A 23,146-nucleotide genomic window follows, 5' to 3' on the forward strand; every position below is an offset into this window, starting at 1 on the left:
CCGAACACGGAAGTTAAGCTCACCTACGTGTGGACGAGTACTGGCGTGGGCGACCCGCTGGGAAAGTTGACTCGCCGTCTCTCCATTCATTGCGGCCATTTTGAGTCGACGAGCGAGTCGCTTCTCGCTCGTCGACTCGGCATTCATCGACGTTATTTCGAGTGGTGAGCAGGTAGTATTTCGCTCATCACACCCGATTTCGATACGCCGCGGGGATGTGCTATCTACCGCGACCCGTATTTTTATACCCGATCAGTTGTTGTAATCGACACGATGCCCGACGACGCCTCAGACGTACTCGCCTTCGGCGTCGATCGGGCGATGCGCACGCTTCGCGAGCACGCGGGCGGGCAGAACGTCCTCGCGGTTCTGACCGACTCGACGGCCGACGAGTGGCATCGCCGCTGGGAACGCGCCGGCGGCGACGCCGAACAGGTCGGCCTGATCGAGTGTTTCGACCTCGCGCGTGGGGCGGCGGCCGCACAGACGACCGTCGTCTCCGACGACCTCGCCGTCGCGACGGTCGAGCGACCGATCGACGCCAGCCAGCTCCGATCGGTGCTCGAGCGCTTCCTCGACGGCTGGGAGGGGAGCCCGCGCGGGACGGTCGTCTACCTCGAATCGCTCGCCGACCTCCGCGAGGATACCGACCGCGAGACCGTGGGGGGGCTGCTCGAATCTCTCACTGCGCGCACCGACCGGGACGGCGTCGTCGCGGCGGCATCCGACTGCGCCGCACGCGACATCGCGGTGTTCGGCGACACGCTCGACGAAACCGTCGGGGAGCCGTCGTTCGACACCGACGCGCCGACCGCGGTCCGCCGGCTCCGGACGACCGATCCGACGACGTTCGGCTACTTCCGGAGCTACTGGCGCGAGGCGATCGAGATCCTCGACCGGACCGACCGCTCCTACGTCCAGGCGGGACAGCTCGCCGACGAGACGGAGCTCTCATCGCGCATGCTGGGTGCGACGCTGTCGGCACTGGCTCGACTGGACGCACTCGCGCTCCGGGCGGACACCAACGGCCCCAACCGCTACGACTGCCGGAACTACGACCCCGAACGCGCCGCGGAACTGGGGCTCGCGGTCGAGTCGCTGCCCGAGTAGCTACGGCGCCGCGAGCGAGCTGTCGACGACGGTCCCGTCCGGCCGGAGCGTCACCGTCCCGAGCATCGCCGTCTCCCCGGGCTCGGTCGACGACGCCACGGTCCGGAGCGTCTCCTCGCGGTCGAGTCGCTCCCAGAGCACCTCCTCGACCATCCCCTGGAACGACTCGGGATCGGTCCACCCCGAGTCGATCTCCGAGGGGACGCGGACCACGACGCGCAGTTCCGTCTCCGTCACCCCGATCCCGACGCCGAACGTGTCGCCCGCGTCCTCGGCCTCGTCGCTCATACCCACACTCGGTGACCCGCGGGCAAATCCCCTCCGGCTCGTCCGTGTGTGAGGTTCTCAGCCGGTGACGGTCCCGATGGGGGCGTTTTTGTCCGCCAGCCACGTCGAACGTTCCAATGAGTTACCGGATCGGTCTCGTCGGCAAGCCCTCCGTGGGGAAGTCGACACTGTTCAACGCGGCGACGATGAACGACGTGCCCGAGGGCGCGTACCCGTTCACGACGATCGACCCCAGCGTGGGGGAGGCGTACGTGCGGGTCGACTGTGCGGCGCCGGAGTTCGACGAGACGTGCACCCCGAGCGTCGGCTACTGCGACGACGGCACCCGGTTCGTCCCGGTAAAACTCGTCGACGTGGCGGGACTGATCCCCGGCGCCCACGAGGGGAAGGGGCTGGGGAACAAGTTCCTCGCCGACCTCAACGAGACGGACGTGCTGGTCCACGTCGTCGACTTCTCGGGCGAGACCGACATCGAGGGGGAGGCGACCGAGAACCACGACCCCCGCGAGGACATCGCGTTCCTCGAGAACGAGATCGACATGTGGTACCTCGACGTGCTGGAGAAGGGGATCGAGCGCCACCTCTCGGGCTACCACGGCGGCGACGGCGACGTGGAGGAGGCCCTCGGCGAGCAGATGGACGCGTTCGGGATCGTCGCCGACGAGATCAAGCAGATCATCCTCGGACAGGGGGTCGGCTTCGACCCCGAGGCGTGGGACGACGACGAGCGCGAGGCGCTGGCCCGCGAGATCCGCAAGCGCACCAAACCGATCGTCATCGCGGCCAACAAGATGGACACGCCCGCGGCCCAGGAGAACTGGGCGGAGATCACCGGCGAGGACCAGTACGACCACCTCGACTTCGTCCCCGTGAGCGCCCACGCGGAGAAGTCACTCAAGCAGGCCAGCGAGGCGGGCGTCGTCGACTACACGCCCGGCGAGGACGACTTCGAGATCGTCGGCGACGTGAGCGCCGAGCAGGTAGAGGGACTCGAACAGATCCGCGCGTTCGTCGAGGCCTACGGCGGCACCGGCGTCCAGAAAACCCTCGAGACCGCGCTGTTCGACACGCTCGGCTGTATGGGCGTGTTCCCCGGCAGCGCCAACGGCTCGAAGGACGAGAAGGGCGTGTTCCGTGACTGCTTCATCCTCCCCGGCGGCGGAACCGTCGAGGACTTCGCGTACACCATCCACTCCGACGTGGGCGACGGCCTCCTCCACGGGATCGACTGCCGCTCGGGCCGCCAGGTCGGCGCCGACCACGAGCTCGGCCACCGCGACGTGATCGAGATCGTCACCACCGGCTAACCGCTGGCTACTTCTCTCCTGCGACGCTACGGCCGGGCGTGCAAGTCGAGTGCAAACTGTTCGGCCCGTTCCGCGACGACGCCGGCGTCGAGGACGTCGGCGGCGAGTACGACCCGGGGACGACCGTGGGGGAGGTTCTACGCGAACTGGAGGCCGAGTACCCGAGTCTCGCGGGGCGCATCGTCGACGAGGAGGCGGGCGAGACCGAGGGTGCGACGGTCGTCACGATCAACGAGAAGAACGTGAAACACCTCGACGGCCTCGAAACCGAACTCGGCGAGGGCGACACGGTCCGGATCGTGCCGTCGGTGTACGGCGGGTAGCGGAGCGCGCGGTCAGTCGTCGGCGGCCGCAGGCGCGACCGACTCCACGCTCGCGTCGGGGATGGTGCCGTCGTCGTTCCAGCCACGAGCCTCGTAGTACTCCTGGACCGCCTCGGCGAGGTCCGGGATCTCGTAGGGGAGGTCGTCGTCGGCCACGTCCTTCCCGCGTTTGTTGTTGAAGTGGCGCTCGCGCTCGACGGCCGCGGCGCCGACTTCCTGCAGCCGTTCGTAGTCGGCGTCGAGCAGCGTCTCCAGGCGCTCGTCGGTCAGGTAGTCGCCGCCGAAGGCACAGACGACGCCCGAGTCGCGGACGACGTTGTGGTTCTCCAGCCCGACGAGCGTTTCAGCTTTGCCGAGCGTGCCCTCGGGGTCGACCTCACCCGAGTACTCCAGGCCGAGCATCCCGCCGTACATGTGGTCGGCGCCGCGGTTCGCGACCGCGTAGGAGAGCCCCTGCCCGTGGAGCGTCCGGCCGTCGTGGGCGGCGAACTCCATCCCCTTGACCGTGTAGTTGTCGACGCCGAGCTCCTCGTGTGCGCGGGCGGTCCCCTCCGCGAGGGTGTCGCCGATCCCCTCGCGGTAGGCGATCTTCTCGAGGGTCTCGTGGGCCAGGTCGGCGTCGCCGAACGCGTCCTCGCTCTTGAGGTAGGCCGCGACGGTGACGCCGGCGGAGATGGTGTCCATCCCGAGTTCGTCACACAGCTCGTTCGAGATCATCACGTCGACGATGTCGTCGACGCCCTGGCAGGTGCCGAAGGAGTACACCGTCTCGAACTCCGGCCCCTCGGTCTCGACCCCGCGCTCCTCGTCCTTCGTGGGGAGCTTGCAGGCGTAGGCACACTGCGAGCAAGCGCCCTTCTTGTACTTCTTCTCCTCGACGGCGTTGCCGCCGATGTTCGCGATGCTCTCGAACTCGTAGTCGTCGAAGTACCGCGTCGGGATCGAGAAGTTGTCGTTGATGAACTCCGTGTTGCCCGTCGTCCCCTGTCGGCGCATCAGGTCGTCGCTGGTCGCGGCCTCGCGGTGCACGTCGGAGGCCGGCGGGTCCGCGATCTCGATGTCGGGCGCGGAGTCGCCCTCGAAGGTGACACACTTGACGTTCTTGCTCCCGAGGACGGCGCCGATGCCGCCGCGGCCGAACGCGCGGGAGTCGAACGTCATCACCGACGCGAAGCGGACGAGGTTCTCGCCCGCGGGGCCGATGGTGATGCAGTTCTCCGGGCCGAGATCGTGGTGGGTCTCCATGTACGCCGAGACGCGACTCGTCTCGGCGCCCTCGAGTTCGGGTACTTCCTCGAACTGGACCTCCGGCCCCGCCGGGCCGTCGGTGACGTGGACCGCGAGCAGTTCGTCGCTCTCGCCGACCAGTTCGAGTACCGAGAGGCCAGCGCCCGCGAAGTTCCGGGAGAGGTACCCCCCGGCGTTCGTGGAGACGAGGCCGTCGGTCAGCGGCGAGAGCCCCGTCATGTTCATCCGGCCGGTGAACGACATCTGGCTCATCTGCATCGGGCCCGTAGAGAGGTACGCGCGGTTCTCCGGGCCGAACGGGTCGGCGTCGAACGGGATTCGGTCGTGGGCCAGTGCGGTCGCCGTCGCGCGGCCGCCGATGGTGCGCTCGAGCACGTCGTCGATGTCGACGGCGTCGGCGCTGCGGTCGCCCACGTCGACGGTGAGCATCGGCCCTTCTGCGTGAAGCATACACACAACGTGTGGTTGCCCAACCTTATTCCTGTCTCTCGGGGCCACCATCTCCGGGACGACCGCAGTCGACACCGCTCCGCGCCCGCGAACACGCCGCCTCGATCCGGCCCACTGGTCGGCGAACTGTCGACTCCACGCTCGCGCGCGCGTGAGCGTTCGAAACCACTAAGGTCAGAGCGAAGCGAGTGCCCTGTATCAAGGCCGCCGATGATACCTGATTCCACAGCCGCATCCGTGCTCCAGAGCGGGCTCGTTCCCCAGGGGACGCGGGTGCAAGTGTTCAGCGAGATCTACTGGGTGTTCCTCGGGCTCGGAACACTCGTAGGAGCCGTCGTAATCGGCTACATGTTGTACAATGCGTACAAATACAGCTACCAGGGCGGTGTCGACGAGGAGGAGCGCCCGAAGCTGGGTGAGGTCCCGACCGGCGGGGGGAAAGGCAAGAAGCTGTTCCTCTCGCTGGGGCTGAGCGCGATCATCGTCATTTCGCTGATCGCGTGGACCTACGGGACGCTGCTGTTCGTCGAGGGACAGACCGGCGAACAGGGCGTCGACGTCCAGGTCGAGGGGTACCAGTTCGGCTGGAACTTCTACTACCTCGACGACGGTGGCGACGACTACACGGGGGTGAACACGACGAACGAGCTTCGCGTCCCCGTGGACACGCAGATCAACTTACAGGTGACCTCGGACGACGTGTTCCACAACTTCGGCATCCCGCAGCTCAAGGTGAAGACCGACGCGATCCCGGGTGAGACCACCGAGACGTGGTTCGAGGCGTCCGACACCGGGAACTACACGGCCCACTGTTACGAGCTGTGCGGACAGGGTCACTCCTACATGGACGCGGAGGTCATCGTGATGGAGGAGGACGAGTTCCAGGACTGGTACGACTCCCAGAACGCGTCCACGAACAACGAGTCCGCCGCCAACGTCGCGGCGGCGGGGGTGTAACGCATGACTGACGACAACCAACCACGAACCGACGGCGGCACGGCGACGGCACTGCCGGGTGACAGCCACGACGACGACCACCTCCCGCCGCGGTGGTCGCTGAAGCGCTGGCTCGTCACGACCAACCACAAGGACGTGGGGCTGCTCTACCTCGCGACGGCGATGTTCTTCCTCGTCTTCGGCGGGGTGCTGGCGCTGCTGATCCGCGCCCAGATGTGGAGTCCGCGCGCGCCGGGGACGGGCGTCCTCTCCGCGATGGCGTACAACCAGGCCGTCTCGCTGCACGGCCTGATCATGGTGTTCTGGTTCATCTCGCCCTTCGCGACGGGCTTCGCCAACTACATCGTCCCGCTCCAGATCGGCGCCGAGGACCTGGCGTTCCCGCGGCTGAACGCCCTCTCCTACTGGCTCTACCTCGCCTCGGGGATCCTGGTGTTCGCGTCGTTCTTCCAGGGCTCCTCCTTCGCGGGGGGGTGGACGCTGTACGCCCCGCTGAACATCCCGGCGTTCATGCCGAGCATCGGGGCGACGACGACGGTGTTCGCCATCGTCGTGTTCTGTGCCTCGATCACCGTCGGCGGGGTGAACTTCCTCACGACCATCCACCGTATGCGGGCGCCCGGGCTGACGATGCGCTCGCTGCCGCTGTTCACGTGGTCGTGGCTGCTGACCGCCTGGATGATGCTGCTCGCCTTCGCGGCGCTGCTGGCGGCAGTCATGATCCTGCTTTCGGACCGTATGCTCGGGACGACGTACTTCGCGGCGACGACCGCGGGCGGGTCGGTGCTGTGGACCCACCTGTTCTGGTTCTTCGGCCACCCCGAGGTGTACATCGTGTTCTTCCCCGCGCTGGGCGCGATGGCGGAGATCTTCCAGACGTTCTCGGGCAACCGGATCGTCGGCCGCAAGTGGTTCATCGTCTCGATGGTGCTGGTGGCGCTCCAGAGCTTCATCGTCTGGATGCACCACATGTTCCTCACCTCGATCAACCTCGAGGTGAAGACGCTGTTCATGGCGACCACCATCGGGATCTCGCTGCCGTTCGACCTGATGGTGTTCGCGCTGATCTACACCCTGATCAAGGGACGCATCAGGTGGGACACGCCGATGCTGTACGCCTTCGGTGCGCTCGTGCTGTTCATCGTCGGCGGCATCACCGGCGTGTTCCTCGGCGCGGTCGTCCTCGACTACGAGTTCCGCGGCACCTACTGGGTCGTCGCCCACTTCCACTACGTGATGGTCTCGGGGGTGACGGGGCTGATCGCGGGACTGTTCTACTGGTTCCCGAAGATGACCGGGAAGACCTACGACGAGTTCCTTGGGAAGCTCAGCTTCGCGGTGTACTTCACCGGGTTCAACCTGCTGTACTTCCCGCTGTTCCTCGCGTGGGGCACGCCCCGGCGCGTGTTCGCCTACCGGCCGGAGTACGTCGGCTGGCACCGACTCGCCTCCGTGGGCGCGGTGATCCTCGGGATCGCGTTCCTGCTGATCATCTACAACCTCGCGAAGAGCATCGTCGCCGGCGACGACGCCGCGGCGAACCCCTGGCCGTACTCGACGACCGCGGAGTGGGCGGTCGCCTCGCCGCCGCCGATCGAGAACTTCCCCGGCAAACCCAGCTACGTGAGCGGGAGCCTGGAGTTCCTCGACGACGACGCGACGGCCGCCGCGGCCGCCGACGGCGGCACGGCCGCCACGGACGGCGGCCACGCGGCGCTCGAGTCGGGCCACGGTGACGACGTCCACGTCGATCACGCCAGCTACTGGCCCGTAACGATCGGCCTGTTCACGCTCGTGACCGCGCTCGGCCTCTCGGGGCTGCAGGTCGGGAGCTACCCGTCCGGCCTCGAAGGGCTGTTCTACCAGGGCGCCTCGGTGCTGGGCGTCGTCGGCCTGCTCGGCTCCATCACGGCGATGGGCTACGAGAACTTCACGGCCCACGAGGGCGGCCTCGGCGAAGCGTGGCCGTTCGAGGGCGTCGAGAACACGAAGATGGGGATGTGGGTGTTCCTGGCCTCCGACGTGGTGCTGTTCGGGGCGTTCATCGGCGCCGCCATCTTCCTGCGTGTGGCCTACGGCTGGACGCAGTGGCACCCGATCCCGCACAACCCGATCCCGGGCTTGGTCAACACCTACCTGCTGCTGACCAGTTCGTTCACGGTGATCCTGGCGCTGGTGGCCGCCCAGAAGCGCAGTCGGAAGGGCGTCGTCGCCAGCCTCACCCTGACGTTCCTGCTCGGGCTGGGCTTCCTCGCGAACAAGGCCATCGAGTGGGTCGTCCTGTTCAGCGAGGGCACCGGGCTGGACTCCAGCGTGCGTGCCTCGACGTACTACCTCACCACGGGCCTGCACATGGGCCACGTGATCGCGGGACTGCTGGTCACGGCCTACCTCATCTGGCGGGCCTGGAACGGCGCGTACACCGACGGGAACGACGAGACGCTCGAGTACTTCGGGCTGTACTGGCACTTCGTCGACATCGTGTGGCTGTTCCTGTTCCCGCTGTTCTACATCGTCTAGACCAATGGCACGAACAAAACTCTACACCGGAATCTACGTGGCACTGTTCGTCATCGCGACGATGCAGGTCGCTGTCGAGCAGATCGGTCTGCTCGAGAGTAGCTACATGCTCGCGCTCGGGCTGATCACCGTCTTCTCGCTGGTCAAGGCGGTAGTCGTCGCGGGCTACTTCCAGCACCTCGTCTGGGAGCCCCGTTCGGTGACGTACGTGATGCTGCTGGGCTTCGTCGGCTTCCTGGCGCTCACGGTCGCGGCGTCGTACTCCATCCTGTAGGGCGACGTCGACGCTGACCTTTTTTTTCGGACCGACCGCCAGCCAGCGACGCGCCTCGACCGTCCGAACCGGCGGACTCCCGATCGGGTCCTGCCCGTCGTGCCAGCGCCCCCGGTTCCCGCCGTCGATGGCCGATCCGATCAGACGAAGGGAACCTCGACCGTCGGCTGTGCGAGCAGCCACAACGCCGCGATCGAGTACAGCACCATCACGACGACGTAGGGGAACTGGCTCCGGATGGACCGCTCCCGTCCGGAGAACAGCTCGACTGCGCGGCTGTGGGCGGTCCACACCGCGAGCAGGTGCCCGGTCAGAACTGCGAGGGGGGCGATCCAGCCGACCCACCCCGGCAGCCCGAGGACCGGCGGCGCGCCCGGCGGCGAGAGCGGGTTCGAGGCGACGACGACCGCCGCGGGCAGTTGAGTGAGGAGATACGGCAGGTAGTGGGCGAAGTGATAGCCCGCGGCCAGCGGCACCAGCGCGGGCGCGAACGCGGCGGCGATGCGCGAGGTCGACAGGTACGTCTGCCCGGTCCGTCGAACGCCCCCGGAGGCGAGCCAGTACGCGCCGAACAGGAGCGCGTACCCGCCGAGCATCGCGGCGAAGTACGTCAGCGCCGCGGGGAGGCCGGCCCGGACGATCGGCGCCGCGAGCGACTGCCAGCCCGGCGTGGCGACGAACCCGTCGAAGGCGGTCACCCACAGCAGCGCGAGCACGAAGCCGACCTCGCTGGCTCGGGTGGTCGCGTCGGCGTCGGGCCGGGAGAGCGCCGCCCCGGCTGCAACCAGTACCAACCCGTCGTCGGTGCGCTGGATCGGCGCGACGCGCCCGAACAGTTCGAACACGCCCCCGATCGGGTCGATCTGTCGGCGCCACGACTCCCGGCCGAACAGCAGGGTCCCGGCCAGCGTCGCGGCAAGGTAGGCGGCGACGACGGCAGTGAGCTGTCGCGGGTCCGCGGACACCGCGGTCACGATCTCCAGCCAGACGAGCAGCAGCAAGCCGGCGACCGCCGGCCAGCGCCCCGCCCAGTCGGGGAGCGAGAAGCGCTCGGCGGTCGGTAACACCGTCGCGAGCCGGCCGAACGGGTCGACTGCGGGCCAGCCGTTCCCCAGGAGGTACGTGCTCGCGGTGAGGCCGACCCACCAGAGCACCCAGACCAGCAACACCGCCAGGTTCCGGGCAGCTTCGGGGGGGCCGAGCAGCCCGCCCGCGAGCACCCCGGCGAGGCCGAGCAGGCCGACGGCGCCGCCGACGCGGCCGCCCCACCGGCGGATCGCGGGGCCGGCGGGGACCGACAGCGGACGGTCGTGGTACGCCGCCAGCAGGGCACGATCGGTGACGACGCTCGTGAGCAGGAGGGAGACGGCGACGACGGCGACACCGGTGAGCAAGAACAGCCACGTCGGCGCGTCGACCTCGCCGGCCGTGATCCCCGGGCCGCCGTGGGCCCGCGCCGGCGCGGCGAACAGCGTCGCCGCCGCCGGGACTGTCAGCCACCGACCGCCAGCTGATCGAGCGACCGCCGCGACTCTCGCGAGTCGATCCCCTCCCGATGCCGCGTGCTGGCGGTGATCGCGCACGTCTCTCGGGACGTCGGGAGGGGAGCTACAGGAACGTTTCGCAACCGAATCAGCCGGTCAGCAGGTTCACCGTGATCGCGCCGACGACCAGCAGACCCAGCACCCACGAGGCGGCCATCACGGCCGCCGCGCGCCGGTAGCCGCGGGCCTTCGCGGCCGCGTAGGTGCCGTAGAAGAGGTAGAAGAGGAACGCCGCCGCCAACGCGACGCCGACCGCGGCGCCGCCGGCGCTGACCAGCGAGCCGGAGAACGCGTCCCCGCTCACGAACAGCGCCGCGCCGCCGCCGACCGCGAGCGCGGCGACGAGGAACACGAGGGTCCAGACCGTCTCGTTGCCGGCGAGCGCGCTCCAGACCGACTGCTCGTTCCGCAGGCTCGGTGTGTAAGCTTTCCAGTTCCGGCCCACCACTGCCCCGACGACGGCGAGCAGGAGGAGGACCATCAGCGCCGCACTCACGAGGTAGATCGTCGATGCCATAGTGCGCTCCGTTAGCGAAGAATGGCCGCGGCGAGCGTATAAAGATTCGTTTCTTCGTCGTGGGCTCGCCCCCCGGTTCGTGCGTCGACGCGTGTCGCTGTGACGCCGGCTCCCCGATCGCGACGCCGTCGACTCACGACCGTTGTTCGTCGGAGAAATGCTCCGGCTGGGATTCGAACCCAGGTCATCACCGTGAGAGGGTGATATGATTGGCCGGACTACACCACCAGAGCGGACGCAATCATCGATAGCGGGGAGATACGTAAAACGATTGCGCTTTGCCGTTGCCGTGTGTCGGTTTCGCAGGTCACACGCCGGCCACAGCCTGCCGAACGCCCGTCGGCGACTACCGAACCGGCTCCCCGCCGAGGTAGACCCGTTCCGGGGACTGCCACGCCTGCACGTCCTCGAGGGGGTTCGACGGCAGCACCAGCAGGTCCGCGCGGTAGCCCGTCTCGATCATCCCCGTGTCGTCGAGGCCGAGCAGGTCGGCGGCGTTGACCGTCGCCGCCTCGAGCGCGCCGGCCTCGTCGAGGCCGTACTCGACCATGTACGCGAGCTCGTGGGCGGCGTCGGCGTGGTCGTTGAACGGCGTCCCCGCGTCGGTCCCCATCGCGATCGGGACGCCGGCGTCGAGCGCGTACTCCCACGCGGCGGCCATCCGCTGGGCGGCGTCCTTGCCCTTCTCGACGGCCTGCTCGGGGATGCCGGCGTCGCTGTTCTCGACGATCCCCTTCAGGGCCGACAGCGTCGGCACCCAGTAGGTGTCCCGCTCGACCATCATCTCCGCACCCTCCTCGTCCATGAACGTCCCGTGCTCGACGCTGTCGATCCCGGCCTGCACCGCGTTCTTGATCCCCTTCGTGCCGTGGCAGTGCGCCGCCGTCGACCGGCCGGCGGTGTGTGCGGTTTCGACGAGCGCCTCCAGCTCCGTCGGCGTGAGTTCGGGGGCGCCGGTCTGGGCGCCGGTCGTCAGCACGCCGCCGGTGGCCATGCACTTGATCGCGTCGGCGTCGGCTTTGAGCTGTTCGCGCACCGCCTTCCGCACCTCGGCGGGGCCGTCGGCCTCGCGGCCGAACCAGTGGCCGTGGCCGCCCGTCATCACGACGTTCTGGCCCGCCGCCTGCACGCGCGGGCCGAGGAGTGTCCCGTTCGCGACCGCGTCGCGGGCGTCGATGGCGACGGTCGCCGGCGCGCCGAGGTCGCGGGTCGCGACGACGCCGGCTTCGGCCTGGTTCCGCAGGTTCTCCGCCGCGCGGTAGGCCAGCGTCGCCTCGCTGTCGCCCTGCACGCTCTCGGCGTCGGGTCGGGCGTCCATCATCAGGTGGACGTGGGTGTCGATCATCCCCGGAACGACGAACTGGCCCGACACGTCGACGCGCTCGTCGACGTGCTCGTCGCTCGCGTCGCCAACGACTTCGATCGTCCCCTCGTCGATCAGTACGTCCGCCTCTAGCACGCCGTCGGCGTCCACGACCGTGCCGCCTTCGAGTAGTCGCATGGCTCTCGGTGGTGGCGCCGGCTACCTAAAGCGTCGGGTGGCGGCTATCGCGGCGAGAAGGTGACGGCGGGTTACTCTCCGTCCAGCGCGTCGAGGAGGTCGTCGATCTCCTCGGGCTGGTAGGCCTCGTACCCGTCGTCGACGGTGATCGAGGCGACCGAGAGCGCGTCGGCCTCGATCTCCTCGTCGTGCTCGCGGAGGCTCCGGAGCACCAGCTTCAGCCCCTCCTCGAGGGTGAGCTCCTCGGACCAGCCGTCCTCGAGCACGCCCTGGATCTCCTCGCGGCCGCCGCCGATGATCGTGGCCTTCCACTCGTGGGGCGTCCCCGAGGGGTCGGCGCTGAACAGCCGCGGCGTGCCCTCCTCACCCTCGACGCCGCCCTCGATCCCGCCGATCAGGAGCGCGGCGCCGTAGGGCCGGGTCCCGCCCATCTGGGTGTTCTCCTGGATGTGGTCGGTGATGTACTTCGTGAGCGTCTCGACGCCGATGGCCTCGCCGTAGCGCAGGTGGTTGGTCTGGGCCATCCGGCGGGCGAAGTCGATCAGCTGTCGCGCGTCGGCGACGTGGCCCGCGGAGGCGGCGCCGATGTGGTCGTCGAGCTTGTGGATCTTCTCGATGCTCTCTGACTCCATCAGCTCCGAGCTCGCCTGCGCCTGCGCGGCGAGCACGACGCCCTCCTCGGTTCGGACGCCGACGCTGGGCGCGCCACGGGAGACAGCCTCGCGAGCGTACTCCACCTGGTAGATGCGGCCGTCCGGGGAGAACAGCGACGTACCGCGGTCGTAGGCCTGTTGGTCGTTTCCTCTCATCGGGAACCCTCCGCCGCGGAGACGGCTTCGCTGTCAGTCATCAGTAGTCGGTACGCCCCCCCGACTGAAAAACCCTGCTTAAGCGGGATTTTACCACCCCGACCGTTGCTGTCGATATCCCTCGGGGCGACCGGCGGGGCCGGACGCCGGATCGTCGCCCGGTTCGTCACGTGAGTTTATCTCCTCGGCGGCCGCTGTGGCCCGTATGGCTCACACCGTCTGTCTCACCGTCGACTTCGACGCCGTCTCGCCGTGGCTCCACGCCGGCGAGTTCGGCGACTCGCCCGTCCAACGCTCCCGCGGCGTGTTCGGCGCCGAGGTGGGCGCCCCGCGCCTGATCGACCTGTTCGACCGGCTCGACGTGCCGACGACGTGGTTCGTGCCGGGGCACACGATCGACTCCTTCCCCGAGCCCTGCGAGCGCGTCGTCGACGCCGGCCACGAGATCGGCCACCACGGCTGGAGCCACACGCCCCCCGGCGAGTACGAGAGCCGCGAGGCCGAGCGCGCGGACGTCGCCCGGGGGATCGAGAGCATCGAGCGGCTCACCGGCTCGGCGCCCGCGGGCTATCGTTCGCCGTCGTGGGACTTCTCGCCCCACACCGTCCCGCTCCTGCAGGAGTTCGGCTTCGAGTACTCCTCCAGCGGGATGGCCCGGGAGTTCGAGCCCTACGAACTCACCGAGGAGCACGCGCCCGTCGACGGGCCCTACGAGACGGGCGACCCCGTGGGGATCACCGAAGTGCCCGTCTCGTGGCAGCGCGACGACTACCCGGCGCTCGCGTTCTCGGGCAACCGCGCGTTCTCCGACGAGGGGGCGGTGTTCGACCACTGGCGCCGGCAGTTCGACTGGATGTCTGAACACGCTGCGGATGGAGTGTACGTCCTGACGCTCCACCCGCAGGTCAGCGGCCGGAGTCCCCGGCCGTCGATGCTCCGGGAGTTGATCGAGCACATGGCCGCCAAGCCGGGCGTCGAGTTCGCGACGGTGAGTGACGCGCTCGCCGGCACGCGGTCGGCCGGCGAGGGTGAGGAGCACTGACCGCGGCGTCGCCCCGTCCCGAAACCGTTTGAACCCTCCCGCCCCCAGTCAGGCTATGACCGATCTCGCTGCCGCACTCGACGCCGACGGCATGACCTGCTTCGTCGGCGCCGGCGGCAAGAAGACCACCATGTACGCGCTGGCGGCCGAGACCGACCGCGCGGTCGTCACCGCGACCGTCCGCATCCCGATCTTCGACCCCCACGTCGCCCGCGTCGTCGTCACGGAGGACCCGATCTCGACGCTGGTCACCACCGACGAGTTCCCGCTCGGGCTCGTCCCCGAACGGGAGTTCGAGGACCGCTACCGCGGCTACGAGCCCGACACCGTCACCGAGATCGCCGCGGCCCACGACGGCCCGACGCTCGTCAAGGCCGACGGCGCCCGGATGCGCGACTTCAAGGCGCCCGGCGAGAACGAGCCCCGCATCCCCGAGACGGCCGACACGGTCGTCCCGATCGCCAGCGCCCACGTCGTCGGCGAACCGCTCGACGAGGAGTTGGTCCACCGGCCCGAGCGCGTCGCTGTCGTCGCGGGCGTCGACGTGGGCGACGAGATCACGCCCGAAATCGTCGGCCGGGTGCTCGCGAGCCCCGACGGCGGCCTGCGTGGCGTCCCCGCGGGCGCGACGGCGATCCCGCTGGTGAACAAAGTCGACGACGAGGACGACCTCGACGCCGCACGCGAGATCGCCGACGCGGTGCTCGACCACGCCGACCGCTCGGTCGTCCCGCGGGTCGTGCTCGCGCGGATGGCCGACGCCGAGGTCCGCGAGATCCGCGAGTAGCTACTCCGAGAGCCGCGCCGCCGCCTCCTCGAACTCCGCCTGCGTGTTGAGGTTCTCGAACGTGGAGAGGTCGGTCACGGTCGCCAGTTCCGCCTCGCTCACGACCGCGTAGGAGAGGTCTTCCAGCGGTGCGAGGATCTTCCGATCCCCGCGTTCCAGCGCGGCGTCGCAGGCTTCGGCCATCCTTTCCGGCCGGTAGACCGCCTGCGTCGTCTGGTACCAGCCGTCGACGAGGCGCGGGACCGCGCCGTCGAACGGGGGCTCACCCTCGTCGTCCGCCTCGGCCGGCGGCGCGATCTCGCCGCTCGCGCGGTCGAAGAGGTAGTCGATCGCGTCGGGATCGACGAACGGCATGTCGCAGGCGACGACGGCGGCGTACTCGCCCTCAGCAGCCCGACAGCCGTTCCGGATCCCCGCCATCGGCCCCTGATCGACCTCCGGATCGAGCGCGAAGGCGGTGGGGCGGTCGAGCGCGTCGCCCTCGCCGGCCGACCGCGTGCCGGCGAGCGCTTCCTCGATCGCCTCGCGCTGGTCCTCCCGACAGTTGACGACCAGTTCGTCGACGACCGGTTCGAGTCGGTCCGCCACGCGGCGGATCATCGGCGTCCCCGCGAGCGGGGCGACCGCCTTGTCGTCGTCGCCGAACCGGGTCGAGCGTCCGCCGGCGACGATCACGGCCGAGTGCATGGGCGAGGGTCGGCGCCGTCGCGGAAAGTCGCTTGCGGTCCGGTTCAGCCGTCGTAGGACCGCTCGAGAACCGTCTCACCGCTCGCGTTCCGGACGATCACGGTGTCGCCGTCGTTGTTCCAGACGGGCGACCCCTCCCCCCAGTAGAGATGGCCGTCACCGTCCTCGCCGCTGCCGGTATGGAGGGTGATCGTCCCGTTCGGGCCGATCTCGGCGCCCTCGGGGAACGTGTACGTGTGGTCGGCCTCGTCGCTGACTGTCCAGCCCGCGAGGTCGATCGTCTCGTCGCCGGCGTTCCCGAAGGTGACGTACTCGTCGTTGAGGTTCTCGCGGTCGTCGCCCGCGGCGTCGGGATGGATCGCCTCGATCCGGAGCGGTTCACCGCCGTCGGCGACGGCGAAGGGCGTCTCGGTCGCGGTCTGGGGATCGTCGACGGCGCAGGCGCCCCAGAGCCCGACGCCGTTGGTTCGCGCCGCGTCCTCGGCGGCCCCGTAGCGATCACGGTACTCGAACCCCGAGTCGTCGTAGCGGCGGGCGAGCCCTTGCGTGAGCAGGCCGTAGTTGAACGACTCGCCGTCGACGTGGACGTACGCCAGCAGGCGGCCGAAGTAGCCCCGGCGGGGCTCGTTGGCGTCGAAGGAGAGCGTCACCGTCTTCCCGGCGAGTTCGTCTTTCGCGTGCTCGCTGGCGCGCTCGCCCCAACTCCGGAGACAGTCACGCCCCGCTTCCGTGTCCGGCACGCCCGGGAACTCCGCGGGATCGTTCTCGGCGTGGACCTCCGGCGTGTCGACGCCGAGCAGGCGGACCGTGTCCTCGCTCCCGTTGGGGAGGCGCACGTCGATCGTGTCGCCGTCGACCACGCCGATCACCTCCGCCTCGATCCCGTCGGGGCTGGCCGTCGCGGAGGGCGGCGCGTCGACGGGCGTCGACGGCGTGGCCGCCGTGGGCGTCGGCGTGTCGGTGTCGAGGGGCATCCGTCCGTCGCCGTCAGTGGGGACGGGGCCGCCGGCACAGCCGGCGAGAACGAGGAGCGTACAGAGCGCGACCGCGCGGACGGGAGACTGCATCGGCGGCGTTACGGCGACGAGCGGGAAAGGTGTTGAGGCTCAGGGGGCGAGCCGGTTCTTCCGGTGCTTCATGTGCTCCTCGTAGTACTCGAAGGTCACCGGACACCACTCCGCCGCGTAGTCGAGGACCTCCTCGGTCAGCCCGCGGATCTCCCACTGGGCGTCGGCGGCCGCGCGCATGTCGGCGACGTGCATCAGCGTCCGGGCGTTCATGCTCATCACGACGTTGACCTCGGTCCCGATCGGGAGGACGAAGCGGGCGTCCTCCGGGGGCATCCCCAGGTCGAGCAGGCGCTGGTACTCCTCGACGGAGCGCTGGACCGAGTCCCGGAACACTTCCTCGCGTTTCTCGACGGTCTCCTCGTCGACGGTCCCGCTCTGCTGGTTGCGGCCGATCCAGTCGGGATCGGTGGCCGATGGCGGCGTGACCACCATCTCGCCGTCGCCGACGGCCTCGGGGTCCACGTCGTCGAAGGCGACGTAGCGCATGCTCTGGACGTCGAAGGAGACGTGCCGGTGGCGGGTGAGCTGGGCCATACACGAGCGGGACATCCCCTCGATGGCGAAGGTGGCCTGGGGGTGCTCGAACGGGCCGAAGTGGCCGTGGCTCAGCAGGTGGCCGATCAGCGTCTCCTTCTTCGCCCTGATGCTGTCGCCCTCGACGGTGTCCATCGTCTCCGCGAACGTCTGGTCGCCGACGAACGCCGACGCGTAGTCGTTGCGCGCGGCCGAACAGATCAGTTCCTCCGGGTCGTCCGTCGCCTCGAGCAGTTCGACCTCCATCTTACTACGGCACGGGGCCCGACGGGCCATAACTCTACCTTGTCGGAACTCGGCCCGCGGGACCCCAACGATGCCCCTGGTCCCGGAACGAATCGCTTTAGTGGCTCTCCGCGAAATCTGCCGGTATGGCAATCAAGCCGAAGTACGTCAAACAGCTGGGGAGGATCCTGCTCGAGAAGTATCCCGAGTCGTTCAACCAGAGCTTCGAGACCAACAAGGAGAGCGTCACCGCGCTCACGAACGTCGAGTCCAAGGAGGTTCGCAACCGCATCGCGGGCTACATCACGCGCAAGCAGGCCGGCGCCGCCGCCCAGGCAGCCGAAGCGTAGTTCTCCGTCAGTAGCTGTACTCGTCGGCCGTCAGCTGGACGTAGCGGTTCCGGTTCCGGAACTTGGTCAGCTTGTACTCCCCGAGTAGCTTCGCGCCCCGCAGGCCGGCCCGCGGGCTCCAGGAGAGCATCTCGTTCGCCCCCTCCTCGGCCAGCATCGCCTCGCCGACTTGGAACACGCTGTCCCACTTCTCGGGTTTCCACCCTCGAACGAGTTCGGACAGGGAGACGTTCCGTAGCAGCTCCTCGCCGACGGCCTCGTGCCACTCGTGGTTGTAGTGGCTGAGCCGGCCCTGTGCGGCGAGGCGGCCGGCGATGGCGCCGGTGCGGACCGCGAGGTGGTCGCCGCCCTCGTGGAACGCCGACGTGGTCCCCATCGCGCCGCCACAGACGGCGACGCCGGCGTCGACGGGCGAGTCGATCGGCCGCGTCGAGGAGATGGGGTAGGTCTCCGTCCCGCGGCTCTTCCCTGCGTCCTCGACGATCGGGAAGTCGCTCAGGTCGTACTCGTCGCCGTACTCGCGTTCGAGCAGGCGCTCGATGTACGTCGCGCCCTGCGGAATGCGGTCGTCCTCGGGGCGCAGGAGCTGGTAGGAGTCACGGTCCTCGACGGCGTCGATGTCCATCCCGATGGGCATCGTCAGCCCGACCCGGCAGACCCGGTCCTGGTTCGGGAAGATCCACGGGTAGGCGGTGTGGCCCGGCATCAGCCCCCACCAGAACACGATGGCGTCCTGCACCTGCTCGTAGATCTCCTCGGGGAACTTCCGGTACTCCTGGTAGGCGATGTGGTTGGCCGTCGGCGGCGAGAGAACCTGGCTCGCGGCGCGGTGGGCCGGGAGCAACTCGTCGAGCACGTTCATCGTGACGGTTCGCTGGGGCCCGTCACAGAGCAGCAGGTGGTCGGCACCGATCTCCTCGCCGCTCGCGAGGACGAGCCTGTGCCGCGGGTGACCGTCCCGGTCGGCGTCGACCTCGATCACCGACGCCTCGACGCGGTAGTGGGCGCCGGCGTCCTCCGCACGGGAGCGCAGGAAGTCGTCGAAGCGCGCGCGGTGGAAGGTGTAGCCGAACTCGTCGTAGGAGGACTCGATTCCCGTCGAGCGGAGGTTGCAGGCGGTGTTCGGGCCGCGGAACTCCGCGCGGTCGAGCACGTTCTGGACCACCCCGTCGGGCATCTCGTCGGGGTGGATCCCCATGATGTCGACCCAGTAGTCGAGGATGCCGGCGGCGTCGGTGGAGTCGGGGCCGAGCCCCTCGCGGTCCTCGCGCGGGACTCCCTTCTCCAGTACGAGCGCGTCGGCGCCGTGCTCGGCCGCGGCGTGGGCGGCCGACGTGCCCGCTGGCCCCCCGCCGACGATGGCGACGTCTACGCGTTCCATGACTGGATAGGTGCGGACTGGCCGCGTTAAAGTTACTGACTCGCCCCGTCGCCCGTGTCCCGCCCCGTCTACATGTACATCCGGTCCTCGAACGCCCGCTCGCGCTCCGCTGCGGCCTCGTAGCGCTCGGCGAGCTCGTTGTAGTAGCGCTCGATCTCGTCGGCGAACTCCCGGAGCGGCTCAGTGTCGACCTCGAGGTCGTACAGGTCAGAGACCGTGTCGATCAGCCGGATCGCGGCGTCGATGTCCGGAATCTGCTCGTGGACCGGCGTGCGGAACACGCCGACCGCGAGCGGCGAGTCGATCCCCTGCTCGACCAGCGCGCCCGTCACGCCGTCGAGATACCCCCGGGCCATCGGCGGCGTCCCGTCGTAGCCGTCGAGTCGCCGGTCGTGGTAGTCGTCGGTCGCGACGTAGTAGGTCTGGTGGTCGTCGGGACTGTGGCGCATCGGCACCGCGTCGACGACGACGATCTCGGCCACGTCGTGGCGTTCGGTCCACTCGAGGATGGCCTCGCCGAAGGGGTCGCTCAGCACGGGCGGGACGAACAGCTCGTTCTTCAGCAGCGTCAGCTCCAGGTCCGATCGGGAGAACAGTCGCGTGTGGTGGGTCGGCTTCCCGTTCTCGAAGGGCGTGATGCTCGGCATCCCCTCGGCGGTCACGTGGCCGGTCTCGGTCAGCTCCAGCTGGTCGATGAGGAAGTCGACCGCGGTCAGCCCGGAGAGCCCGTAGCTCGCGAACCCGCAGAGCAGCGTCTGCTTCGGCGCTTCGGTGTCCTCGACGGCGAACTGCCGGGATCGCTCGGGGGTCGGATCCATACCGTATTGTCACCGGCAGTAACCTTAGTTCTCCGGGCGCTCCCACTCGCTGGCCGCCGCGACGCGAGCCATCGCCTCGCGCTCCCGGGCGCCGCCGCAGCGGTCGACCACGTCCGCGAGGGAGTCGAGGCGGGCGCGGAGGTCGGCGTCGTCGAAGCCCGCCACCCCCAGCCGCGAGGCCGCGACCGTCGCCTCGATCACCGCGCCGAACCCGCGGTTGATCGTCGTCGCGCCCTCCCGAACGACCTCGCCGTCCCCGGGCCGTAGCTCCCACTCCCGGATCGTGGTTTCCCCCTCCTCCCGCGAACCCACGAACGCGGCCTCGACCTCGACCCACGCGTCGGCGCTCGGCAGGACCGGATCGTCCGCCTCCCGGATCGTGAGCGCGGCGTCGACGAACGCCCGCGGGTCGGCGACGAACTGGACCACCCCGCCCCCGCGGCGCTCGAAGTTCCGGCGGGTCCGGGTGTTCCCGTAGGTCTCCGCGGTCACGGGATCGCCGGCGTGGAGGCCGAGCGCGGCGACGTTCCACAGCCCGTTGGGGCCCTTCGTCGCGATCACCGATTCGGTGACGCCCCGCAGCGGCACCGGCCAGCCGTCGGGCGCGGCGTCCTCCGGCTCCCACTCCCCGCCCGCCGGTCCGGCAGTCATACCTCCAGCCCCCGTTCGAGCGCGACGAACAGCGCCCCGGCCACGCGATCGGCGGTCGTCCCGGGGTTGATCCCCTCGGCGACGAACGCCTCGGCCAGCTCCTCGGCGGGGTCGAGCGAGCCGGTCCGCTCGACCGCGGCGAGCGTCGACGCCGCGCGCTCGCGGACCGACTCGGCCACCGACTCGCCGTGGGTGGTCGCGACCAGCGTGTCCGGCTCCGTGGCCAACTGCCGGAGGAACGACCGCGCCGCGCGGTCGAGTACGGGGCCGTCGTCGGCCAGTATCGCCTCGGCGGCGTCGAACGTCCGCGGGAACCCCTCGACCCACTCCGCGGCGTTCGTGTCGGGCGTGCCGCCGTCTGGATCCGCGGAGAGTTCCATCACGTCCCAGAGCGTCGTCCCGCGCTCCCGGAGCGCCGGCACGGCGTCGCTCCCGCGGCGCGCGTCGAGGGCGTCGGCGCACTCGGGCGGGTCGCCGACGGCCACGTCGACGTGTTCGAACGCGCGGTAGAACGCCGCGGCGTCGTCGACGGTCGTCGCTCGACAGCGCTCGCGGACCGCCTCGCGGGTGAGTTCGCCCACCCCCGCCGCGCTCACGAGCGGCGTGAGCAGGAGGAGGCAGCCGAACTGGGTGTTGCCGCCGGACTGGCGGCTCATCCCGCGAACCGCGCGCTCGAACGCCTCGCCCAGCGGCGCGCCGTCGGCGGCATCCCGGAGCCCGGCTGCGCTCCCGACGCTCCCGGCGAGGAACTGCTCGAACCGCAGGTCGTCGAGGTCGCGGTGGCGGTCCACGTTGCCCGGTTTGGGCGTCCCGGCCACCTCCAGCAGGAGCGCGAGTTCGCCGTTCTCCGCCGGGGTTCGGGGGCACTCGCTCACGGTTCGACCCCAACTGACTCGGCCTCCTGCTCGGCGCCCCACTCGTCGACGGCCGCGGCGACCCGTCGGAGCACGTCGGGGTCGTCGCTCGGCCGGCCGACGCTGACCGCGTCGGCGCCGTAGTCGAGGTACTCGCGGACGCTCTCACGCCCGCGGACGCCGTTGTTGGCGACCAGGAACAGGTCAGTCGCGTCGGCGACCTCGGCGACGACGGACTCGCTGTCCATCGCGTCGACGTGGAGCGCGTCGGCGCCCGCGGCCTCGACGCGCCGAGCAACGCCGACGAGGTCGACGCCGTCGAGCTCCGTCCGCACTTTCACGCTCACGTCGGCGTCCGACGACGCGGCCGCCCCGACCAGGTCGACGAGTCGGTCGGGCTCCCGGAGCAGCGTCTCGCCCGCGCCCACCGCGCAGAGTTCGTCCTGCCGGCAGTGGGCGTTGAGTTCGAGGACGGCGTCGTGTTCAGCGGCCACCTCGGCGACCTCGCGGACGGGGTCGGTCGCCGTCGACCGGACGTTGATCCCCGGCCGCACGTCGACGCCGTCGAGCGCCGAGAGCTGGTCCTGGACGAACGCGATCGGGTCGTCGGGGAGGAACTCGGACCGGTCGCGGTCGGCGACCATCTCGCGGGCCGCCTCGCGGGTCGGCTCGTCGAGACAGACGCCGCCGAGGAACGCCGCGCCGGCCCACTCGGCGCCGTGTTCGGCCCACTCGGCGTCGGACTCGCCCGAGAGGGACGACAGCGCGAGGCGCGGATCGAACACCTACTGCTCACCCCCGAGTCCGGGCACGTCGCCGGTGTCGATGTCGTCGCCGTCCAGTTCGGCGGGATCGTCGACGGCGAGGCCGAGGTCAACCGGGGATGCGCCGGCGGCCACGAGCGCGAGCGCGCAGGCTCGAGCGACGCGCTCGGCGTCCGCGGGGCCGTCGATCTCCGTGTCGGTGCGGACGACCGGGCGGTCCAGTTCGGTGCCGTCCGCGGCGTCGAGGACGAACGCGTCCGCGAAGTCGTAGCTCTCGGCGACGCCCGCAGTCGACGGCTCGCGACCGGTCCCAGCCATCAGGTCGGCGACGGGGCCGGAGAACGCCTCGTCCTCACAGAACGGGGAGACGGCGACGACCGGCGTGCGGTCGAGCGCGCGGTCGACGCCCGGCAGCGCCCGGATCGGGCCCACGGAGGTGACGGGGTTCGAGGGGCCGACGATCACGGGCGCTTCGAGCGCCGACTCGACTGCGGGCGTCGGTTCGGCTCGGTCGGCGCCGCGGAACTCAACCTCCTCGACGGGCGGGTCGGCGCGGTTCGCGACCCAGTACTCCTGGAAGTGCATCTCGCCATCGGGCGTGTGGACGATGGTAGCGACGGGGTCGTCGCTCATCGGCAGCAGGTCGATCTCGAGGTCGAACGCGTCGGCGAGCGTGCGGGTCGCCTCGGTGAGCGTGTGCCCCTCGTCGAGGAGCGAGGTCCGGGTGACGTGGACTGCGCGGTCCCGGTCGCCGATCGTCATGAACTCCGCGATCCCCGAGAACCGCCGCCAGCGGGCGATCTCCCGGCCCGCAGTCTGGGCGTCGCCGGGGAGGTAGCGCGGCCCGGTTTCGAGGCCGGCGGCGTCGGCGATCCGGAACAGTTCGTCGTTCGTCTCGTGGGTGTCGCCGTCGATCCCCCACCACGTCTCGCGGTCGAGGACGCCGCCGCCGTCGAACAGCACGGTGTCGACGTCCGGCGAGACCAGCAGGCCGCCGAGTTCCACGTCGTCGCCGGTGTTGCCGACGACGGTGACGGCGTCGCGGGCGAACACCGGCTCGTCGCCCGAGAGCAGTTTGGGGGTCCCGGTACCCCCGGCGAGGAACGTGACCATGGCCGGCCTTTCGGGCGTGTGG

At 69.7% G+C, this 23,146-nt stretch carries 24 protein-coding genes, 1 tRNA gene and 1 rRNA gene; 10 read left to right on the forward strand and 16 right to left on the reverse strand.

All coding sequences use genetic code 11. The features are described 5' to 3' along the window. Both rrf and BMZ83_RS13940 read left to right on the forward strand, forming a co-directional pair. A 5S ribosomal RNA gene (rrf, locus tag BMZ83_RS17525) occupies nt 1–83 on the forward strand; the annotation flags it as partial. Nucleotides 84–273: 190 nt separating this feature from the next. Next, nucleotides 274–1,110: a DUF7504 family protein gene (locus tag BMZ83_RS13940; protein ID WP_074879910.1), complete on the forward strand. Its 837-nt coding sequence runs from the start codon at nt 274–276 to the stop codon at nt 1,108–1,110. Here BMZ83_RS13940 and BMZ83_RS13945 read toward each other — a convergent pair whose 3' ends face one another. Next, nucleotides 1,111–1,398, reverse strand: coding sequence for a hypothetical protein (locus tag BMZ83_RS13945; RefSeq protein ID WP_074879913.1), 288 nt, complete (start codon nt 1,396–1,398; stop codon nt 1,111–1,113). It abuts the gene before it with no gap. A 116-nt stretch (nt 1,399–1,514) separates the two neighbouring features. On the opposite strand from BMZ83_RS13945, the gene BMZ83_RS13950 reads away from it, so the two are divergent. Both BMZ83_RS13950 and BMZ83_RS13955 read left to right on the forward strand, forming a co-directional pair. Beyond that, on the forward strand, nt 1,515–2,705 hold the full coding sequence (locus BMZ83_RS13950) for a redox-regulated ATPase YchF (RefSeq protein WP_074879917.1): 1,191 nt from the start codon (nt 1,515–1,517) through the stop codon (nt 2,703–2,705). A gap of 38 nt (nt 2,706–2,743) precedes the next feature. Continuing rightward, nucleotides 2,744–3,028, forward strand: coding sequence for a ubiquitin-like small modifier protein 1 (locus BMZ83_RS13955; RefSeq protein ID WP_074879920.1), 285 nt, complete (start codon nt 2,744–2,746; stop codon nt 3,026–3,028). A gap of 12 nt (nt 3,029–3,040) precedes the next feature. On the opposite strand, the gene BMZ83_RS13960 is transcribed toward BMZ83_RS13955, so the two are convergent. Further along, nucleotides 3,041–4,726 (reverse strand): aldehyde ferredoxin oxidoreductase C-terminal domain-containing protein, encoded by a 1,686-nt coding sequence (locus BMZ83_RS13960; protein ID WP_074879923.1) that lies wholly within the window; start codon nt 4,724–4,726, stop codon nt 3,041–3,043. A gap of 210 nt (nt 4,727–4,936) precedes the next feature. On the opposite strand from BMZ83_RS13960, the gene coxB reads away from it, so the two are divergent. Genes coxB through BMZ83_RS13975 form a run of 3 tightly spaced genes read left to right on the forward strand, consistent with a single transcriptional unit; the run spans nt 4,937 to nt 8,477 of the window. After that, nucleotides 4,937–5,683 (forward strand): cytochrome c oxidase subunit II, encoded by a 747-nt coding sequence (coxB, locus tag BMZ83_RS13965; RefSeq protein WP_074879926.1) that lies wholly within the window; start codon nt 4,937–4,939, stop codon nt 5,681–5,683. 3 nt (nt 5,684–5,686) lie between these two features. After that, complete coding sequence (locus tag BMZ83_RS13970) at nt 5,687–8,203, forward strand: cbb3-type cytochrome c oxidase subunit I (RefSeq protein ID WP_074879930.1); 2,517 nt, start codon at nt 5,687–5,689, stop codon at nt 8,201–8,203. Nucleotides 8,204–8,207: 4 nt separating this feature from the next. Continuing rightward, complete coding sequence (locus BMZ83_RS13975; RefSeq protein ID WP_074879933.1) at nt 8,208–8,477, forward strand: cytochrome C oxidase subunit IV family protein; 270 nt, start codon at nt 8,208–8,210, stop codon at nt 8,475–8,477. A 140-nt stretch (nt 8,478–8,617) separates the two neighbouring features. On the opposite strand, the gene BMZ83_RS13980 is transcribed toward BMZ83_RS13975, so the two are convergent. The 5 genes from BMZ83_RS13980 to BMZ83_RS14000 form a co-directional block, all read right to left on the reverse strand. Next, on the reverse strand, nt 8,618–10,060 hold the full coding sequence (locus BMZ83_RS13980) for a hypothetical protein (RefSeq protein WP_079990208.1): 1,443 nt from the start codon (nt 10,058–10,060) through the stop codon (nt 8,618–8,620). Nucleotides 10,061–10,109: 49 nt separating this feature from the next. Beyond that, nucleotides 10,110–10,538: a hypothetical protein gene (locus BMZ83_RS13985; protein WP_074879937.1), complete on the reverse strand. Its 429-nt coding sequence runs from the start codon at nt 10,536–10,538 to the stop codon at nt 10,110–10,112. A gap of 158 nt (nt 10,539–10,696) precedes the next feature. Beyond that, nucleotides 10,697–10,771: transfer RNA gene (locus BMZ83_RS13990), tRNA-Glu, on the reverse strand. A 113-nt stretch (nt 10,772–10,884) separates the two neighbouring features. Beyond that, on the reverse strand, nt 10,885–12,039 hold the full coding sequence (locus tag BMZ83_RS13995; RefSeq protein ID WP_074879939.1) for a metal-dependent hydrolase family protein: 1,155 nt from the start codon (nt 12,037–12,039) through the stop codon (nt 10,885–10,887). Nucleotides 12,040–12,110: 71 nt separating this feature from the next. Next, a complete protein-coding gene (locus tag BMZ83_RS14000; RefSeq protein WP_074879941.1) occupies nt 12,111–12,848 on the reverse strand; it encodes an archaeal proteasome endopeptidase complex subunit alpha in 738 nt (245 codons plus the stop codon). 205 nt (nt 12,849–13,053) lie between these two features. Between BMZ83_RS14000 and BMZ83_RS14005 the strand changes: the two genes are divergently transcribed. Then, a complete protein-coding gene (locus BMZ83_RS14005) occupies nt 13,054–13,890 on the forward strand; it encodes a polysaccharide deacetylase family protein (protein ID WP_079990209.1) in 837 nt (278 codons plus the stop codon). Nucleotides 13,891–13,945: 55 nt separating this feature from the next. Then, a complete protein-coding gene (yqeC, locus tag BMZ83_RS14010; protein ID WP_074879943.1) occupies nt 13,946–14,677 on the forward strand; it encodes a selenium cofactor biosynthesis protein YqeC in 732 nt (243 codons plus the stop codon). Here the strand turns inward: yqeC and BMZ83_RS14015 are convergent, their stop codons facing one another. The 3 genes from BMZ83_RS14015 to thyX are packed head-to-tail and all read right to left on the reverse strand — an operon-like array spanning nt 14,678 to nt 17,214. After that, on the reverse strand, nt 14,678–15,364 hold the full coding sequence (locus BMZ83_RS14015; protein WP_074879945.1) for a molybdenum cofactor guanylyltransferase: 687 nt from the start codon (nt 15,362–15,364) through the stop codon (nt 14,678–14,680). Nucleotides 15,365–15,408: 44 nt separating this feature from the next. Next, on the reverse strand, nt 15,409–16,431 hold the full coding sequence (locus BMZ83_RS14020) for a lamin tail domain-containing protein (protein ID WP_074879948.1): 1,023 nt from the start codon (nt 16,429–16,431) through the stop codon (nt 15,409–15,411). Between the two features lie 39 nt (nt 16,432–16,470). Beyond that, a complete protein-coding gene (gene thyX, locus BMZ83_RS14025) occupies nt 16,471–17,214 on the reverse strand; it encodes an FAD-dependent thymidylate synthase (protein ID WP_074879951.1) in 744 nt (247 codons plus the stop codon). Nucleotides 17,215–17,339: 125 nt separating this feature from the next. Here thyX and BMZ83_RS14030 point away from each other — a divergent pair, with 125 nt between their 5' ends. Further along, a complete protein-coding gene (locus BMZ83_RS14030; protein WP_074879954.1) occupies nt 17,340–17,543 on the forward strand; it encodes a 30S ribosomal protein S17e in 204 nt (67 codons plus the stop codon). Nucleotides 17,544–17,550: 7 nt separating this feature from the next. Here BMZ83_RS14030 and BMZ83_RS14035 read toward each other — a convergent pair whose 3' ends face one another. The 6 genes from BMZ83_RS14035 to cofD form a co-directional block, all read right to left on the reverse strand. Beyond that, on the reverse strand, nt 17,551–18,924 hold the full coding sequence (locus BMZ83_RS14035) for an NAD(P)/FAD-dependent oxidoreductase (protein WP_074879957.1): 1,374 nt from the start codon (nt 18,922–18,924) through the stop codon (nt 17,551–17,553). A gap of 68 nt (nt 18,925–18,992) precedes the next feature. Beyond that, nucleotides 18,993–19,742: a proteasome assembly chaperone family protein gene (locus BMZ83_RS14040; protein WP_074879962.1), complete on the reverse strand. Its 750-nt coding sequence runs from the start codon at nt 19,740–19,742 to the stop codon at nt 18,993–18,995. A 24-nt stretch (nt 19,743–19,766) separates the two neighbouring features. Further along, nucleotides 19,767–20,393, reverse strand: coding sequence for a DUF447 domain-containing protein (locus BMZ83_RS14045; RefSeq protein WP_074879965.1), 627 nt, complete (start codon nt 20,391–20,393; stop codon nt 19,767–19,769). Further along, nucleotides 20,390–21,268, reverse strand: a complete 879-nt coding sequence (locus tag BMZ83_RS14050; RefSeq protein ID WP_074879969.1) for a triphosphoribosyl-dephospho-CoA synthase — start codon at nt 21,266–21,268, stop codon at nt 20,390–20,392. The genes BMZ83_RS14045 and BMZ83_RS14050 overlap by 4 nt, the downstream gene beginning before the upstream one ends. After that, nucleotides 21,265–22,032, reverse strand: a complete 768-nt coding sequence (locus BMZ83_RS14055) for a tRNA-dihydrouridine synthase (RefSeq protein ID WP_074879972.1) — start codon at nt 22,030–22,032, stop codon at nt 21,265–21,267. Before BMZ83_RS14055 ends, BMZ83_RS14050 begins: the two co-directional genes overlap by 4 nt. Further along, nucleotides 22,033–23,124, reverse strand: coding sequence for a 2-phospho-L-lactate transferase (cofD, locus tag BMZ83_RS14060; protein WP_074879977.1), 1,092 nt, complete (start codon nt 23,122–23,124; stop codon nt 22,033–22,035). Between the last annotated feature and the right edge of the window lie 22 nt (nt 23,125–23,146).

Origin of the sequence: Halolamina pelagica (genome assembly GCF_900115675.1) — an archaeon.
Lineage (GTDB): Archaea > Halobacteriota > Halobacteria > Halobacteriales > Haloferacaceae > Halolamina > Halolamina pelagica.